Source organism: uncultured Ruminococcus sp. (genome assembly GCF_934476685.1).
Taxonomy (GTDB): domain Bacteria; phylum Bacillota; class Clostridia; order Oscillospirales; family Ruminococcaceae; genus Hominimerdicola.
The window spans coordinates 55,949-72,429 of sequence record NZ_CAKSNX010000008.1 but is presented as its reverse complement, the minus strand read 5'-3'; the positions used below and the strand labels follow the sequence as shown (position 1 = coordinate 72,429).

The 16,481-nt window shown below is 43.7% G+C and carries 15 protein-coding genes and 1 tRNA gene; 12 read left to right on the top strand and 4 right to left on the bottom strand.

What is annotated here, in order from left to right; all coding sequences use genetic code 11:
* The first annotated feature begins 111 nt into the window (after positions 1–111).
* Positions 112–187, top strand: a tRNA-Thr gene (locus Q0E19_RS08845).
* Positions 188–601: 414 nt separating this feature from the next.
* Positions 602–1,966: an MATE family efflux transporter gene (locus Q0E19_RS08840; protein WP_294409006.1), complete on the top strand. Its 1,365-nt coding sequence runs from the start codon at positions 602–604 to the stop codon at positions 1,964–1,966.
* A 63-nt stretch (positions 1,967–2,029) separates the two neighbouring features.
* On the opposite strand, the gene upp is transcribed toward Q0E19_RS08840, so the two are convergent.
* On the bottom strand, positions 2,030–2,659 hold the full coding sequence (upp, locus tag Q0E19_RS08835) for a uracil phosphoribosyltransferase (RefSeq protein ID WP_294409003.1): 630 nt from the start codon (positions 2,657–2,659) through the stop codon (positions 2,030–2,032).
* Between the two features lie 21 nt (positions 2,660–2,680).
* Positions 2,681–4,120, bottom strand: coding sequence for a solute carrier family 23 protein (locus tag Q0E19_RS08830; RefSeq protein ID WP_294409002.1), 1,440 nt, complete (start codon positions 4,118–4,120; stop codon positions 2,681–2,683).
* Positions 4,121–4,351: 231 nt separating this feature from the next.
* Between Q0E19_RS08830 and rfbB the strand changes: the two genes are divergently transcribed.
* On the top strand, positions 4,352–5,350 hold the full coding sequence (gene rfbB / locus Q0E19_RS08825; protein ID WP_294408999.1) for a dTDP-glucose 4,6-dehydratase: 999 nt from the start codon (positions 4,352–4,354) through the stop codon (positions 5,348–5,350).
* Here the strand turns inward: rfbB and Q0E19_RS08820 are convergent.
* Together Q0E19_RS08820 and Q0E19_RS11945 are read right to left on the bottom strand one after the other, a co-directional pair.
* Positions 5,299–6,129, bottom strand: a complete 831-nt coding sequence (locus Q0E19_RS08820) for a DNA glycosylase (protein ID WP_294408996.1) — start codon at positions 6,127–6,129, stop codon at positions 5,299–5,301. The genes rfbB and Q0E19_RS08820 overlap by 52 nt on opposite strands.
* An 81-nt stretch (positions 6,130–6,210) precedes the next feature.
* A complete protein-coding gene (locus tag Q0E19_RS11945; RefSeq protein ID WP_365904901.1) occupies positions 6,211–6,549 on the bottom strand; it encodes a helix-turn-helix transcriptional regulator in 339 nt (112 codons plus the stop codon).
* A gap of 206 nt (positions 6,550–6,755) precedes the next feature.
* On the opposite strand from Q0E19_RS11945, the gene Q0E19_RS08810 reads away from it, so the two are divergent.
* The 9 genes from Q0E19_RS08810 (at position 6,756) to yajC (ending at position 16,357) form a co-directional block, all read left to right on the top strand.
* Positions 6,756–7,241 carry a hypothetical protein gene (locus tag Q0E19_RS08810; RefSeq protein ID WP_294408993.1) on the top strand — a complete coding sequence of 162 codons (486 nt, stop codon included), beginning with the start codon at positions 6,756–6,758 and terminating at the stop codon, positions 7,239–7,241.
* A 95-nt stretch (positions 7,242–7,336) separates the two neighbouring features.
* Positions 7,337–8,020 carry a DUF6062 family protein gene (locus Q0E19_RS08805; RefSeq protein ID WP_294408990.1) on the top strand — a complete coding sequence of 228 codons (684 nt, stop codon included), beginning with the start codon at positions 7,337–7,339 and terminating at the stop codon, positions 8,018–8,020.
* Between the two features lie 507 nt (positions 8,021–8,527).
* Complete coding sequence (locus Q0E19_RS08800; RefSeq protein ID WP_294408987.1) at positions 8,528–8,803, top strand: hypothetical protein; 276 nt, start codon at positions 8,528–8,530, stop codon at positions 8,801–8,803.
* A 154-nt stretch (positions 8,804–8,957) separates the two neighbouring features.
* Positions 8,958–9,788, top strand: coding sequence for a 23S rRNA (guanosine(2251)-2'-O)-methyltransferase RlmB (gene rlmB / locus Q0E19_RS08795; RefSeq protein WP_294408986.1), 831 nt, complete (start codon positions 8,958–8,960; stop codon positions 9,786–9,788).
* Positions 9,789–9,815: 27 nt separating this feature from the next.
* Positions 9,816–12,119 carry a hypothetical protein gene (locus tag Q0E19_RS08790; RefSeq protein ID WP_294408984.1) on the top strand — a complete coding sequence of 768 codons (2,304 nt, stop codon included), beginning with the start codon at positions 9,816–9,818 and terminating at the stop codon, positions 12,117–12,119.
* 150 nt (positions 12,120–12,269) lie between these two features.
* Positions 12,270–13,550 (top strand): family 10 glycosylhydrolase, encoded by a 1,281-nt coding sequence (locus Q0E19_RS08785; RefSeq protein WP_294408982.1) that lies wholly within the window; start codon positions 12,270–12,272, stop codon positions 13,548–13,550.
* Positions 13,551–13,719: 169 nt separating this feature from the next.
* Complete coding sequence (locus Q0E19_RS08780; protein WP_294408979.1) at positions 13,720–14,553, top strand: sulfide/dihydroorotate dehydrogenase-like FAD/NAD-binding protein; 834 nt, start codon at positions 13,720–13,722, stop codon at positions 14,551–14,553.
* Positions 14,553–15,938 carry an NADPH-dependent glutamate synthase gene (gene gltA, locus Q0E19_RS08775; RefSeq protein WP_294408977.1) on the top strand — a complete coding sequence of 462 codons (1,386 nt, stop codon included), beginning with the start codon at positions 14,553–14,555 and terminating at the stop codon, positions 15,936–15,938. The genes Q0E19_RS08780 and gltA overlap by 1 nt, the downstream gene beginning before the upstream one ends.
* A 95-nt stretch (positions 15,939–16,033) precedes the next feature.
* Positions 16,034–16,357, top strand: coding sequence for a preprotein translocase subunit YajC (gene yajC, locus Q0E19_RS08770; protein ID WP_294408974.1), 324 nt, complete (start codon positions 16,034–16,036; stop codon positions 16,355–16,357).
* Positions 16,358–16,481: the final 124 nt, after the last annotated feature.

Here is a 16,481-nt window from a genome sequence, read left to right as displayed (position 1 = left end):
CAGGACAGGCTCGGTGCATTTTTTGTGGAAAGAAAATAGCAAAAAAACTAAAATAGCAAAAAAGCTATTGACAAAGCGGTGAAAATAGTGTATAATATATTACTGTTGAGTGCTGCTATGGCTCAGTAGGTAGAGCACGTCCTTGGTAAGGACGAGGTCACCGGTTCAAGCCCGGTTAGCAGCTCCAGATTCTAAGGCCGGACGGGCCGACACGCTACGCTCGCAAGCTCGCTGTCGGCTGTTCGGTCTTTTAATTTTATGCCAGTGTCCTCGGGCGGACGGCTCAGTTCGCTACGCTCGACAAGCTCGCTGTCTGCTGTCCGAACTTCTCATTTTGCGCTCGGAAGAAACCGAGTACAATTTTTTTAAGTTACTAAATGTCTATAAACGCTGTCCATTGCTGACAGTTTTGCTGACAATAATGAATCCAATTATTTGGTCAGTTTACTGTTTCGTTTTCTTTTGTATGTAATAAATTTCCATTGTCTGAACCGCAGATGATGCTGCGTTTCTTTTGTGAACTGATGTTAATGTGCCTCAGGCTGATCTGTCTGAGGTATTTGTTTTATAAAATTTGATTTGTGTAGAAAGAAGTTTTGAAATGAGATCAAGAAAAATAGATATGCTCCATGGTCCTCTTGTGGGAAAGCTTGTTGTGTTTGCTCTGCCGCTTGCTGTGTCAAGTATTTTGCAGCAGCTTTTTAACTCCGCAGACCTTGCCGTGGTGGGACGTTTCGACAGCGACAATGCTATGGCGGCGGTGGGCAGCAACGCTTCACTTGTAAATCTGATCGTCAGTCTGTTTATGGGGCTGTCCGTCGGTGCAAATGTTGTTGTCGGCAGGCTTATCGGTCAGGGCAGAAAGGAAAAGATAAACGAGGCTGTTCATTCGATCATACTTATTGCAATATTCAGCGGACTTATAATCCTCGGCTTGGGCGAGTTTATTGCGCCTATGCTGCTTAAAATGATGAACGTCCCCAAAGAAGTCCTTTCACTTGCTACGCTCTATCTGCGGATATTCTTCTTTACGATGCCTTTTATCGAGATATACGATTTCGGTTCGGCTGTACTGCGAAGTAAGGGCGACAGCAGCAGACCGCTTTATGCGCTCATTGCGTCGGGTATAGTTAATGTGTGCCTTAATCTTCTTCTGGTAATAGTTTTTAAGCTGGGAGTAGCAGGCGTTGCTATCGCTACCGTTATTTCAAATATTATCAGTGCAGGCATTATACTCTTTTTTCTCACCCATGAGGAGGAAACTTTCAGACTTGACCTCAGACGGCTTAAAATAAAGAAAGAATACCTGTTTGGAGTTATTCAGATAGGTGCGCCTGCTGGCATACAGAGTATGGTTTTCTCACTTTCAAATGTTGTTATACAGGCTGCCATAAACAGTTTCGGCTCAGGCGGTATCGCAGGAGGTACGGCTGCTCAGAACTTTGAGTTTATGTCATATTTTGTTATAAATGCCTTTGCTCAGACAGCCACGACTTTTACGAGCCAGAACTTTGCGGCAGGCGAAAAACAGCGCTGCAAAAAGATCTATGCCCTCTGTACGCTCATCGGTCTTGCTGCCTGCTTTACGCTGAGCAGTATCTTCATTATCGGCAGACATCAGTTCATAAGGATATTTTCCACCGATGAAAATGTTATCCACTATGCAATGATAAGAATGTGTCTTGTATGCTTCTTTGAACTTCTGACAGGTACATATGAAATATCCGGCGGCTGCCTCCGTGGAATGGGATGTTCCCTTATCCCTGCGGTCATAACTGTGCTTGGTACCTGCGTTTTCCGCCTTGTATGGGTAGCGACAGTATTTCAGATGCACAGGAGCTATTGGGTGCTTATGATAGTTTACCCTGTGTCATGGGTAATAACGGGTACGGCTGTGTCGTTGGCATATTTCATTACACGAAAGCGTGAGTTTGCCGCTATCGCAGACAAAGTCCGGCAGAATTAAATAAACATATAAAAGCTGTCATTCCTTATGAATGGCAGCTTTTCGTTTAACTGATATTTTTGCTTATTTTGTACCGAATATTCTGTCGCCTGCATCGCCAAGACCTGGAACGATGTATGCGTCCTCGTTGAGCTTTTCGTCAAGATTTCCAACGTAGATGTCGATGTCAGGGTGAGCAGCTCTGAGAGCGTCAAGTCCCTCAGGAGCAGCGATTATGCACATGAACTTTATGTTCTTGCAGCCTTTTTCCTTGAGGAAATCCACAGCCTGTACAGCAGAACCGCCTGTCGCAAGCATAGGGTCGCAGAGGATAACAAGTCTTTCATTTATGCTTTCAGGGAGCTTGCAGTAGTATTCGTGCGGTTCGTGTGTGACCTCGTCACGGTAAAGACCGATATGTCCTACCTTTGCAGATGGAACAAGCGCAAGCAGACCGCTTACCATGCCAAGACCTGCTCTGAGTATCGGAACGATGGCAAGCTTCTTTCCAGTGAGCATAGGCAGCTTTCTTGTGGTGATAGGGGTCTTGATCTCAACATCCTCTGTCGGGAGATCTCTCATAGCCTCGTATCCCATGAGCATTGCGACCTCTTCAACGAGTATCCTGAACTCTCTTGTGCCTGTTTCTTCGTTTCTCATAAGTGATATCTTGTGCTTTACAAGCGGATGATTGATAATGTTTACTGATCCCATTTTCATTAGTCCTTTCTGTATCTAGTCTTTATTTTTGTCACTTTCAGTTTTCTTTGAAAGCATAACGTTTGCGAGTATGCCGAGGATAAGCGCTGCGGCAACTTCTGTAAGGGTTATCTTGCCGAATGTAAGTGTAAGTCCGCCTATGCCTGCAATAAGGATAACGGAAACAACGAAAAGATTTCTGTTATCTTCAAGATCAACGTTCTGTATCATTTTAAGACCTGATACGGCGATAAATCCGTAAAGTGCGATACATACGCCGCCCATTACGCAGGCAGGTATCGAATCAACGAAGGCTACCAGCGGAGTGATGAAAGAGAACAGCATACAGCCTATGGCTGCGGCAAATATCGTGATAACAGAGGCATTTCCCGTAATAGCAACGCAGGCTACCGATTCGCCGTATGTGGTATTAGGGCAGCCGCCGAAGATAGCTCCTGCTACCGAACCTACTCCGTCGCCGAGAAGAGTTCTTGTCAGACCCGGTTCTTCAAGAAGATCGTGATCTATGATAGAAGAGAGGTTTTTGTGGTCTGCAACGTGTTCAGCGAAAACGACCAGCGCCACAGGCACATATGCAACGAAAATAGTTGCAAAGTATGAAATATCAAATTCCTTTAAGCCCTTTATTCCGCTCACGAAAGCGAAGTCCGGAATGCTGAGGAAAGTTTTAAGTGATATGCTGCCGTTTTCAAGCATATAGCTGCTGAATACGCTGAAGTCGATTATTTTCAGAGGATCTATGCCGCAGACATTTCCTATAACAGTGAAAACCGAAGCCGCAGCATAGCCTGCAAGTATACCTATAATAAAAGGAATAAGCTTCATAGTCTTTTTGCCGTAGGTGGAGCAGAGCATTACTACCGCAAGGGTTATCATTCCGCAGATAAATGCCGCATAAGGCGAACCGACTGCAACAGAAGATACCGTTTCGATCATTTCTGGAGTTCCGCTGTCAGTTGATACAGCGTACTCTGTGATCTGCTTTGTCACATCGCCTTTAAGAAGATCGCCGATAGCATTTCCCGCAAGTGAAAGTCCTATGATAGCCACAGTAGGTCCGATAACAACGGCAGGCATAAGCTTGTTTAGCCAGCCTACTCCGACGAATTTGACCACAACGGCGATTATCACATACACCAGTCCTGCAAGAGCCGCACCGATGATAAGTCCCAACATTCCGAGCTGCATAGAAACTCCGCCTGCAAAAGCGGCAGCCATAGAGCCGAGAAATGCAAAAGAAGATCCCAGGAAAACAGGACTTTTTCTTTTGGTGAAAAGAATGTACACGATCGTGCCGACACCTGCGCCGAACATTGCAGCGGCAGGGGTAAGCCCATTGCCTATTATAAGCGGTACAGCAATAGTCGCCGCAAGTATTGCGAGCATCTGCTGGAGGGCAAAGACAATAAGCTGTCCGGACTTTGGCTTGTCCGCAACGTCAAAAGTTAATTTCAAACAAACACCTCATTTTAAGTTCTATTTTTACATTGTCTTTATAATTTTAACTTATGGGACGATTTTTGTCAATATTGCAAATGTCGTATTTTCAGCCTGTTTTTTGTGTGGTATTGCCTATTTAAAACGGCGCAGACAAAAGCATTTGCACATACAAATAAAATGTGCTATAATATCATTGACAATACCGTCCAAGGAAATACAGCACGATTTTTAACGGAAGTGATATTTATGACGATCTTAGTAACAGGCGGAGCAGGATTTATCGGCTCGAATTTTATATACTATATGCTGGAAAAGTACACCGATCAGAAGATAGTCTGCGTTGATAAGCTGACCTATGCAGGACGGCTTTCAACACTTGAAAAAGCAATGGCAAAAAAAAACTTTGCGTTCTGCCGTGCGGATATATGCGACAAGGAGAGCATAGACCGCATTTTTGCCGAACACCGCCCCGATATTGCCGTAAATTTTGCCGCCGAGAGCCACGTTGACCGCTCCATAGAATGCCCAGATATATTCCTAAAAACCAATATCCTGGGAACGCAGGTCATTATGGACGCCTGCATAAAGTACGGAACTTCACGCTTTCATCAGATCTCAACTGACGAGGTGTACGGCGATCTTCCACTCGACAGACCTGACCTCAGCTTTGATGAAAATTCTCCTATACGCACAAGCAGCCCTTACAGCGCATCAAAAGCCGCCGCCGACCTTCTTGTGCAGGCATATCACCGCACCTATGGTCTGCCTGCCACGATCTCACGCTGTTCAAACAATTACGGAGAATATCAGTTTCCCGAAAAGCTTATCCCCCTTATGACCATAAACGCAATGAATGATATGCCGCTGCCTGTTTACGGAAACGGCAGGAACGTCCGTGACTGGCTTTATGTAAAGGATCATTGCTCCGCCGTAGACGCAGTGATCCGAAAAGGCAAAGCAGGGGAGATATACAATATCGGCGGAAACACCGAAATGGAAAACATAAGCATAGTAAAACTCATACTGAACAAACTCGGCAAGTCGGAGAGCCTTATAAAATACGTTGCCGACAGAAAGGGGCATGATCTGCGGTATGCCATAAATGCCGCAAAAATAAGGTCAGAGCTTGGCTGGTCGCCCCAGACTGATTTCTCCGAGGGACTTGACAGAACGATAAAGTGGTACAAAGAAAATCAAAGCTGGTGGGGAGAGCTTTCAAATTCAACTCCCGAAGTGCGTATGTAGTGGAAAAGATACTGCTGTGCGATACCCTCTATGCCCTTTGAGCAGGCAGGCATTCCGTTCGGATACCAGTTCGCCATAACACGCTTCACCCATACGTCTATGGGGAAAGCCTCCGTCCTGTAAAAGCCGAACAGCAGGGAACATTCTGCCACCTTTGGACCTACTCCCTTTATGGTCTGCAAAGTCTTTCTTGCCTCGTCGATAGGCATTTCCCTTATCTTTTCAAGGTCTATCTCACCGCTGAGCACCTTTGCAACAGCGTCCGTAAGATACTTTGCACGAAATCCCGAACGCAGATAAGCAAGGCTTTCAGGGGTTTCCTCACGCATATCCTCAGGTGAGGGATATCCGCCGTAATGTTCGGTCAGCCTGCCGATTATGCCTTTTATCCTTGGGATATTGTTGTTCTGACTGATGATGAAAGAAGAAAGAGCCTCCCAGCTGTCCTGACGCAGGATACGGATACCGCCCGCATATGAACAAGCCTTTGCAAGCGTTTCGTCCTCGGACAAACGCTTTTTTATTTCGCCGTAATCGGTGCTGAGGTCAAAATAGTCTGCCCATATGTTCTCAAAATCCTCGGCAGAAGTATCGTGAAATCTGAAAACACCCTTTTCACTTTCCTCGCTGACGGTCAGCTGATCATCAAGAAATGCTCCATGGTAAGTCTTGTCGCCTGTCTTTTCCCACCGAAAAGCCTGTCCGCAGTCAAGGGTTTCGTCAAGATCAAGGTCAGATTGTTTCAGTAATATGTCATTGCCGCTTTTTGTGTAGTTCATAAAATTCACCTCATACATATAATAAATCTCAAATTTGTATATAAAGAGAATAATATATAAATAATATTCGTTTGGATATTATTACTTGTTTTGTTGGAATTCTGCCAATATTCTGGCACGTTCACTTATTCTTATTTTATTTTCATATGTTAATATCTGATAGTTTTTCAGCATATCCAATTCGTCATCTTTCAAAGTGTTGACAGACAGACCGGATTTTGTATTGCTTATGCCTGCCAGATAGTCAATAGATACTTTATAGTATTTAGCCAAACATATAACCAAATGGAAAGGAATTTCTCTTTTTCCGCTTTCGTACAAATGATACTGTTCTTGCCTTATACCTAAATATTCGGCAATTTTTTTTTGAGAAATATCATTATCTTCACGTAGGTCTTTAATTCTTTTATAAATATGCATAAATTATCACCCCTCTTATTTTTTATTCTATCAAATTTCGTAAAAAAGCCTTGACAAAATATTCAAAAGAACATATAATATGTACATAAAATATGTTTAAATAACCATTGGAGGTGCTTTTTATGAGCTATTATCATTAAGAACGTCAAGGTAGTGTTATTAAGTATTCACAAATAAAAAATGAAAAGAAAGTAAGGATTTGAGTTATGATAATAGTTTTCTTTGGGGGCGGCTTTATAATAGCCGTAGTTTTGGCAATAATTATCGGAGCTATCGGAGTTGGAGAACTCATACTGAATGCATTGGGAATAATAACGATCATTATGATGATAGCTGCTGGAGCATTAGAAATATGTGAATGTTATTTATTTACAGAATGCTATACTAAGAATAAAAATAAAATAATATTACCGATAATTTTAAATGTTGTACGTTCTGTGCCTGTTTTTATATTAATGTATTATATCGGGCATGATGATGGTTATACAGATGATTCATTGCTAGACATTATTGCATCAATAATTGCTTATGTTATTATAATGCTTGTTCCATTTCTAGTATTGCTCGTTAATCATGCGTTGAATGCATTGCAACAGTACTGTATAGATGAAGACCATGAAGTGATAGCATACATAATAGCGACAATTATTACAGTTGCTTTTTATATTCCTTTACCGATGATAATTGACTAAAGATACTTCTGACTATATATTGATTATTTTATGTTGAAATAATTCGTAATACATGATATAATAATCTCAATATATAGGAAAGGACCTTACAAAATATGAGAGAAAGTATACTTACCATACCTGTTACTGACATATTTGAGCCTAAATGCGGCTGTCCTATATGCCGCCTGCGTGATATGCTGGAGCAGAGAACTATCGAGTACATTATGGGTGCGGCTATGATGGAGCCTGACGTGCGTATCGAAACAAATAAGCAGGGATTCTGCAAGGTGCATTTTGAACAGATGAGAGCCTGCAAGAACCGCCTTTCCCTTGCTCTTATGCTCCAGACACACCTCCAGCAGATACAGAAAAAGGTCATGTCAAAGCAGAGCGTTTTCGAGGGCAAGACCGCAAAGCAAAAGCGTGTTTCAGCCGTAAATAACGATTGTTTCGTGTGCAACAAGATAGACTGGGGTATGTCAAGAATACTTGTTACCCTCTTTGAAATGTACACCCAGCAGCGTGATTTCAGAGAGCTTTTCGCCCAGCAGGAGATGCTGTGCCTGCCGCACTATGATCTCCTCACAAGCCTTTGTGCTGAGAAAATGGACAAGAAGTATCAGAAGCAGTTTATCGACGCTTGCAGCGAGCTGACAGTAAAATATCTCGACGAGCTTGAAAAGGACGTTTCACACTACTGCAAGATGTACGACTACCGCAATACAGGTGCAAATGCCGACTGGGGCAACTCAAAGGACTCTATCGAAAGAGCCATAAAATTCCTTACCACAAGATAAAAATTTTCGCTGAGAACTTAATTTTTTCGGTGATTTTCTTTGAATAGAAGTACCGTTTTCTGTACAGACTTTCTATGCAGGCGGATATCTTCGGGAATGTGGCTGGTCAGTACGACTTTTTGGACTTTTCACTCGATTTTCACAAAAACAAATTCATATCTGCGGCTTGTCTGCGAAATATCGGGGAAAGCCGCAGGGTGTTCAAATCTCAAAAGTCTGATTTAACGGTTTCGTAATATTTAAAATGCCGAATTTGTTTCGGTGTCAGACAAAAATCTGTTTTAAAGTACATATTTTTGAACAGCGCAGTTTTTTCAACATAAATAAACAATGTTGAAAACGGCTGAAATCCATAGGTTTTCAACTCTTTCAACAGAGTTTTCAACAAAAATGTTGAGTTTAACGGTTGAAAAGCTGAGTTTTCAACATTTCAACTATAAAATGTTGAAAGCCGTGTTAAAAGCCTGTCAAAGATATAAATAACTTGAAAACGGAGATCGTGAACAAATGATTAAGGGAATTTCTAAACAAATTATTGAAGTAAAGTGTCCGAACAATGAATACTTTGATAAGGCTCTTCTGTTCGTCAATTCAAAAAATAATCTTACCTCAAGAAAGCAGCTCAACGAGCAGGCTAAACTGTTTGTCGGTCAGTTCGGCGGCAGCACAAAACCTGTACGCAGGAAAAAGATAGGAGATGTATCGGCGCTGAAGATAGTGTTTGCGGCGGTGATATCCTCTGCCGCTGTGGGTATGCTGCTGCTCGCCATTGCGCTGTGCTGAGAGCCGTTTCTCCTATGCTTATAAATATTCACAAAAATACATTGCGAAATTGTTTAAACTGTAAAAAATCCTTGAAGTCTATTGGCTTTTAAGGATTTTTGTGTTATAATGCATATTGGTGTATTTTACTGAAAAGGAATTAATTAAATTAGTTATGAAAAATTATAAAAAGGATAATAACAAACCAAATAAAGACGGCAGAGATGCAGAGCGCAGAAATTTTCAGAGAAAAGATCAGCGCAGAGAGGAAAATGACGGCGAACTGATAGTGGGAAGAAATCCCGTTATCGAGGCGCTGAAAGCCGATAAGCTTATCGATAAGATATTCGTGAACCCCGAAGCTACCGGTTCAGTTTCGCTTATCTGCAATATGGCTGCCGAAAAGGGTATCCCTATAAAGAGAGTAAATGAAACTAAGCTCAGCTTTATGTCGGGCGGTGCGTCACATCAGGGCGTTATAGCTGTGGGTGCCTGCGCAGAATATGTGTCCGTGGAGGATATACTTGATATTGCTGAAAAGAAAGGCGAAGATCCTTTCGTTATCATATGTGACGAGATAGAAGACCCTCATAATCTGGGAGCGATAATCCGTACTGCGGAAGCCGCAGGAGCGCATGGCATCATCATTCCGAAGAGGAGAAGTGCGTCACTTAATTTTACCGTAAACAAGACCTCCGCAGGCGCAGCGAGCTGGCTGCCTGTGGCGAGGGTATCGAACCTTGCAGCAGCCGTTGACGAGCTGAAAAGCAGGGGAGTATGGATATACGGTACAGACGGAGCAGGAGAGAATTATAGCGGAGTTGAACTTACAGGTCCTATCGGTCTTGTCATAGGCTCTGAGGGATTCGGCATGGGACGTCTTATCAAGGAAAAGTGTGATTTTCTTCTTAGTCTGCCAATGGCAGGAAAGATAACGTCGCTCAACGCATCTGTCGCTGCCGGTATCTTTATGTACGAAGTGGTAAGGCAGAGAAATTTAAAGTAGTAAAGTAGGATTTGGAGTGATAATACTATGGCGGATAAGTTTTCGGTAGACGATATACTTTCCGAATATAACGATAAGATAAATAACTCAGATCCGCAGCAGGATAATGAGGAAAATGCGGCGGAGTCTGATATATATACTTCCGACGATAATGTGAACGGCTCTGCCGATGTGGCGGAGGATCTTTCTTTCGGCTCAGATGACGTTGAGGAAGATGATGAGTATACTCCGAGAAGAGCGGCTGATTTCGATGAAGAGGCGGCTGAAACCGAGGCGAATGCCGAAAGGGCTGCTCAGAAGATAAGCAGTATGTCAAGGGGAAAGGTGAAGAAAACAGGAAAGCAGAGGAATGTCGCTCCTGTGAACAGACCCAGCGTCAAGGATATAAAGCTTGGACTTACAGGCAAGATAATCCCGAAAACTGAGGAATTTGACCGCCCTATGGTGGATAATGACGCTACCTTTGAAGAGAAAACTGCGGCTCTCTACGAACACCGCAGAAAAAAGGTCGAGAGCTTTGTGCTTGACACCTCTGAAAATGAAGATGAAAAGTCTGCCGAAGGCGCAGCAGTGGTGAACGGTCAGAAGGAATTTGAGAATTTCGGTGAAGCGCCGAAGATACTCAATGATATACTTCAGGTCAAGAGCAATCTGTTTTTAAGGCTTTGCGTTCTGTTATTTACGGGCATATTCAGCCTGCTCATAACTGTGGCGAATGATTTTGAACTGCCGCTGATAAAGACTTTCGACAGGTCAATATCACCGTCAGCATTCCTCTTTACAAATACTATCCTCGGACTTATCGCCTTGGGCGTTTCCTATACGGTAATGACCGCAGGAATAAAAAATATGATAAACCGAAAACCCGACTGCGACTCCATTGCCGCCATTGGCATTTTCGTCACGGTCATAACGGGAATAATCAACCTCTTTGAGCCTGAATCGGTGAGAGAGGGCTATTATCACGTCTATATATCTGCGGCTATAATGGGACTTGTGTTCAATACGCTGGGTAAGATGATGATAGTTCAGCGTACTGAAAAGAATTTCAGATACGTTGCAGGCGAGTTCGACAGATATGCTGTAAAGCGTGTCAGCGATGAGAACGCTGCAAATTTTGCTAAGGGAACAGAAGCTGATCCTGCTGTGATGACGGCTATGGAAAAGACCGAGTTCGTCAGCGACTTTGTAAAGCACAGCTATTCTCCCGATATTTCGGACGAATTTGCCCGTAAGGTTTCTCCGATAATACTTATAGCCGGAGCGGTGGTCGCTCTTCTTTCATTTATCTTTGATAAGAACGCATCTGCGGCTGTGGATAAGATATTTGTTGCGCTTGCGGCATTTTCGGGCGTTGTGACTATGTGTTCGTCAGTTTCGCTCATGCTTGCGGTGAACGTTCCTATGAACAGGGGAGCAAACAAGTTCTTGCAGTATTCTTCTGTAATGCTCGGTTACAGCGCAGTTGATGAGTATGCGGACGCAAACTCGATGCTGGTGGAGGCTGAACAGCTTTTCCCTAAGGACAGCGTTGACCTTGTGAACCTAAAGCTGCTCTCAGCAAATTCTCTTGAAGAATGTATACTTATGGCGGCAAGCCTTACCTGTCAGGCAGGCAGCGTTCTGAAAAATGCTTTTTACCGCATTTTAAAGGGCAAAACTGAAATGCTCTATCCTGTGGAAAGCTATATCTATGAGGACGGTCTTGGACTTTCCGGCTGGATAGACAACAAGCGTGTTCTTCTCGGCACAAGAAAGCTTATGGAGAACCATTCCATAGACGGGATACCTCCTCTCACAAAGGAGCAGGAGTACGGCGGAGATAATACAGTTCTCTACCTTTCCGTTTCGGGCGTTGTTTCGACTATGTTCGTGGTGAGGGTTCAGCCGTCGATATCCGTTACAAAGTGGCTGCAGGAGCTTGAAAGCGAGGGCATCGTCGCAGTTATAAGAAGTGTTGACGGATTCCTTTCTGAGGAGTTTATATCAGATCTGTTCGGTCTTGAAAGCGGCTCGGTAAAGCTGCTGCCTTTCAGATTCCATAATGAGTATGAAAAGGAAACAGAGTATACTGATAAGGTATCATCTTCAATGCTTTGCAGCGGACATTTCACTTCATTCGCAATGCTTATGGTAGGCGCAAAGCGCATAAAATCCGCAGCTTATTTCGGGGTAGCGATACAAATGGGCGCTATCGTCCTTGCGGCAGTTATCTCACTTGCCTCAATGCTCCTCGGAACATTCTCGCAGATAACACCGTCTGTGGTAATTGCATATAATCTGATGTTTACAGCAGTTTCCCTGCTTGTATTAAGCAACAAGAAAATATAAGTTTCAACTTATTTAACTTACAGCCGTTACTAAAAAGTATCGGCTGTTTTTGTGTCTGAATAAAATTATCATAATCAGCCAATAGAATAAATATAATGTATCGGTGTGAGAATACAAAGAACATAAGATGTTTATTTCGGAGATGATAATATGATAAAATTCGGAGCTTTTAAAAGGTTTGCATTGCTTGTCGGAGCAGTGCTGCTTTGCAGCTGCAGCGGATATAATGATGATGCCCGGCCGCAGGATAACGGTATGGAACGGTTGAAAAAGCTGAGAACAGGTTCGGTCATACCTGTTTCAAATACTGTGAGCGGATATTCTGCGGAAAGCTCTTCGGACAGGCTCAATTACAGCAGTCAGCAGGGGATATGGCTCTCCTATATCGACCTTGCCCCTATGCTCACAGGTGACGAATATTTTTTCAGAGCGGAGTTTGAAAAAGCCTGCGGAAATATTTCTGATACAGGATTTAACACTATTTATCTCCACGTCCGTCCTTTCGGCGACGCTTTGTATGAGTCAAAGCTGTACCCTGCGTCGGAGTATCTGACCGCAGCTGACGGAACGCTGAGATTTGATATGCTTGAAACAGCCTGCGATATCGCTCACAGTTATAATCTCTCCGTCCACGCATGGATAAATCCGCTGAGATGTCAGACAAAGGAGAGCCTGAGCGTGGTAAGCTCATATTACAAAACGGCGCAGTGGCTTTCAATGGGGAACGGCTATATAAAGGAAGTTGAAAACAGCGAGAACCTATGGCTCGACCCTGCCTATGACGAGGTGAGGGAGCTTATTGCCGACGGAGCGGCGGAGATAGCAGAGAACTATGACGTGGACGGCATACACTATGATGATTATTTTTACCCCACCACAGATGAGGATTTTGACGCACAATGCTATGCTCAGATGTCGGGAGGCAAAACGCTTTCCCAGTGGCGGACGGAAAATATCTCCGAAATGTGCAGTAATATATACAGTGCGGTAAAAGCTGCCGATACGCAGATAGAAGTGGGGATATCTCCGCAGGGGAATATCGAAAATAATTATGACTTTATGTATGCGGACGTTAAACGCTGGTGCGCAGAAGCGGGGTTCTGCGATTATATCGTTCCTCAGATCTATTTCGGCTATGAAAATTCTGTCAAGCCTTTTGAAAGCACCCTCAGAGATTGGGAGGATATGATGACCTCAAACGTGCGGCTGGTGGCAGGTCTTGGAGCATACAAGATAGGCGCAGATGATGAGTTTACCCGCACAGAGGGTATTATCGCACAGCAGATGTCCGACGCTGTATCACAGGGCGTTTGCTGCGGTACAGCGGTCTATACCTATAACAGCCTTTTCCGGCCGCAGGCTGACCTCTCCCAGCGTATGGCAGGGGAACTGGAAAATATCAAGACCTTTCTGGAAAATCAGACTGTCTGAGGAAAGATATTGCACAGCCGATGTACACTTTGCTGTATTAAATGTAAAAAATATGTGAAAATCAGCAAATTATCATCAAAACATCATAAAAACCCTTGTATTTTTTAGCGAAAAGCTGTATAATGTTTATAAGCGTGAAGCTATAATTTAATTACAGGAGGGATTTTCAGTGTATAAAATAGTAACCAAAAAACAGCTAAATGAAAATGTTGTGCTGATGGAAATCGACGCACCGTTCATTGCTGCAAAGGCTGAAGCCGGCCAGTTTATCATCTACCGTGTAAACGAGCAGGGCGAAAGAGTGCCTCTTACTATCGCTGATTATGACAGAGAAAAGGGAACGATCACAATTATATTCCAGGTTGTCGGCGGTTCTACCATGGAGCTTGCTAAGCTTGAACAGGGCGAGTATATCCATGACGTAGTAGGTCCTCTCGGCGTTGCCACAGAGTATGGCGAGGGCGTTAAGAGAGTAGCCGTTGTCGGCGGAGGAGTTGGATGTGCTATCGCTTATCCACAGGCTAAGAAGCTCCACTCCATGGGCGTTGAAGTTGACCTTATCGCAGGTTTCAGAAATAAGGATATCCTTATTCTTGAGGAAGAGATGGGCAAGGCTTCTTCACATCTCCACATCTGTACAGACGATGGTTCTTACGGCTATCACGGTTTCGTTACAAACAAGCTGCAGGAGCTTATCGACGGCGGCGCTAAGTTCGACGAAGTTATCGCTATCGGACCTGTTCCTATGATGAAGTTCGTATGCAAGGTAACTGAGCCTTACGGCATCAAGACACTTGTTTCACTCAACCCTATCATGATCGACGGTACAGGAATGTGCGGCGGATGTCGTGTTACTGTTGACGGCAAGATCAGATATGCCTGTGTTGACGGCCCTGACTTTGACGGTCACAAGGTAGATTTTGATGAGCTTATGAGAAGAAATTCTACTTATAAGGAACAGGAAAAGGCACATGTGTGCAGACTTACTGGAGGTGTAAGATAATGCCTAATATGAGTTTGACCAAAACTCCGATCGCGGAGCAGGATCCTAAGGTAAGAGCAAGAAACTTTAAAGAGGTAACTCTTGGCTATACTCCTGAGGAAGCTATTGAGGAAGCTAAAAGATGTCTTAACTGCAAGCACAAGCCTTGTATGACAGGATGTCCTGTAAGCGTTAGAATACCTGAATTCGTTGCTAAGGTAGCAGAGGGCGAGTTCGAGGAAGCATATAAGATAATCAAATCAACAAACGCTCTTCCGGCTGTTTGCGGACGTGTATGCCCGCAGGAGCATCAGTGTGAGGGCAAGTGCGTAAGAGGAATCAAGGGCGAACCTGTCGGCATCGGCAGACTTGAAAGATTCTGCGCTGACTATATGGCTGACAAGGCTGTTGCAGTAGAAAAGGCTGAGCCGAACGGACATAAGGTAGCCGTTGTCGGCGCCGGTCCTTCAAGCCTTACTGTCGCAGGCGACCTTGCTAAGCTGGGATATGATGTAACTATCTACGAAGCATTCCATACAGCAGGCGGCGTTCTTATGTATGGTATCCCTGAGTTCAGACTTCCTAAGTCTATCGTTCAGCACGAGATCGACAACCTGAAGGAACTTGGCGTTAATATCATGACAAACATGGTTATCGGTAAGGTACTTTCTATCGACGAACTTATGGGAATGGGCTATGAGGCTGTATTCGTAGGCTCAGGTGCCGGTCTTCCTAGATTTATGGGCATCGAGGGCGAAGGTCTTGTTGGTGTTTACTCAGCTAACGAGTATCTTACAAGAATCAACCTTATGAAGGCTTACAAGGACGAGTATGCAACTCCTATCATGAAGTCTAAGAACGTAGCTGTTGTCGGCGGCGGTAACGTTGCTATGGACGCTGCACGTTCAGCAATGCGTCTTGGCGCAGAGCACGTTTATGTTGTTTACAGACGTTCAATGGACGAGCTTCCTGCAAGAAAGGAAGAGGTCCATCACGCTCAGGAAGAGGGCATCGAGTTCCTCGTACTCAACAACCCTGTTAAGATCCTCGGCGATGAGAACGGTCATGTAAAGAGCATGGAGTGCATCAAGATGGAACTTGGCGAGCCTGATGAGAGCGGAAGAAGAAGACCTGTTGCTGTTGAAGGTTCAAACTTCGAGCTTGAGATCGACACAGCTATCATGTCTATCGGTACTTCACCTAACCCGCTTATCAGAAGCACAACTCCTGGTCTTGAAGTAAACAAGCACGGCTGCCTTATCGTTGACGAAAACGAGTCAACAACTAAGGAAGGCGTTTACGCAGGCGGCGACGCTGTAACAGGCGCTGCTACCGTTATCCTTGCAATGGGCGCAGGCAAGAAAGCTGCTGCCGCTATTGACGAGTACATCAAGAACAAAAAATAATTTTGTAAAAGTTGAAAAATTATTGTTAATAGCCTTGCATAATTAATACATATCTGATATAATAAAAGAAGTATTTAATATTTGGAGGTCTTTTAATGAATTTATCAGCTAGTGCAGCCATTCTTACAGCGGCAGGAAACACTACCGCAGGTTATGCGGCTACATTTATCCCGCTTATTCTTATCGTTGTATTTTTCTATTTCTTTATCATTCGTCCACAGAAGAAGCAGGAAAAGAAAGACGCTCAGATGAGAGATAATCTGGAGATCGGCGATGAGATCGTTACAAACGGCGGTATTGTCGGCATAGTTTTCCAGATCAAGGAGGACACAGTAGTTATCGAAACAGGCGGAGACAGAAGTAAGATCCGTATCAAGAAATGGGCTATTGCAAAGAACGAAACTGTTCATGATGATTAATTTTTGAAATTCAGACCTGTCGTTTTTCGGCAGGTCTTTTTTCTTTTCCTCACGAATATAAATAATATAAATATTATTTAATATAAATATTATTTATATTTTGTATGGCAATGCTATTTGATTC

Excerpts from the sequence above, each read along its gene's own strand:
- Q0E19_RS08840 (WP_294409006.1), top strand. The coding sequence starts at position 602 with ATGAGATCAAGAAAAATAGATATGCTCCATGGTCCTCTTGTGGGAAAG.
- upp (WP_294409003.1), bottom strand. The coding sequence starts at position 2,659 with ATGGGATCAGTAAACATTATCAATCATCCGCTTGTAAAGCACAAGATA.
- rfbB (WP_294408999.1), top strand. The coding sequence starts at position 4,352 with ATGACGATCTTAGTAACAGGCGGAGCAGGATTTATCGGCTCGAATTTT.
- Q0E19_RS08820 (WP_294408996.1), bottom strand. The coding sequence starts at position 6,129 with ATGAACTACACAAAAAGCGGCAATGACATATTACTGAAACAATCTGAC.
- Q0E19_RS11945 (WP_365904901.1), bottom strand. The coding sequence starts at position 6,549 with ATGCATATTTATAAAAGAATTAAAGACCTACGTGAAGATAATGATATT.
- Q0E19_RS08810 (WP_294408993.1), top strand. The coding sequence starts at position 6,756 with ATGATAATAGTTTTCTTTGGGGGCGGCTTTATAATAGCCGTAGTTTTG.
- Q0E19_RS08805 (WP_294408990.1), top strand. The coding sequence starts at position 7,337 with ATGAGAGAAAGTATACTTACCATACCTGTTACTGACATATTTGAGCCT.
- Q0E19_RS08800 (WP_294408987.1), top strand. The coding sequence starts at position 8,528 with ATGATTAAGGGAATTTCTAAACAAATTATTGAAGTAAAGTGTCCGAAC.
- rlmB (WP_294408986.1), top strand. The coding sequence starts at position 8,958 with ATGAAAAATTATAAAAAGGATAATAACAAACCAAATAAAGACGGCAGA.
- Q0E19_RS08790 (WP_294408984.1), top strand. The coding sequence starts at position 9,816 with ATGGCGGATAAGTTTTCGGTAGACGATATACTTTCCGAATATAACGAT.
- Q0E19_RS08785 (WP_294408982.1), top strand. The coding sequence starts at position 12,270 with ATGATAAAATTCGGAGCTTTTAAAAGGTTTGCATTGCTTGTCGGAGCA.
- gltA (WP_294408977.1), top strand. The coding sequence starts at position 14,553 with ATGCCTAATATGAGTTTGACCAAAACTCCGATCGCGGAGCAGGATCCT.
- yajC (WP_294408974.1), top strand. The coding sequence starts at position 16,034 with ATGAATTTATCAGCTAGTGCAGCCATTCTTACAGCGGCAGGAAACACT.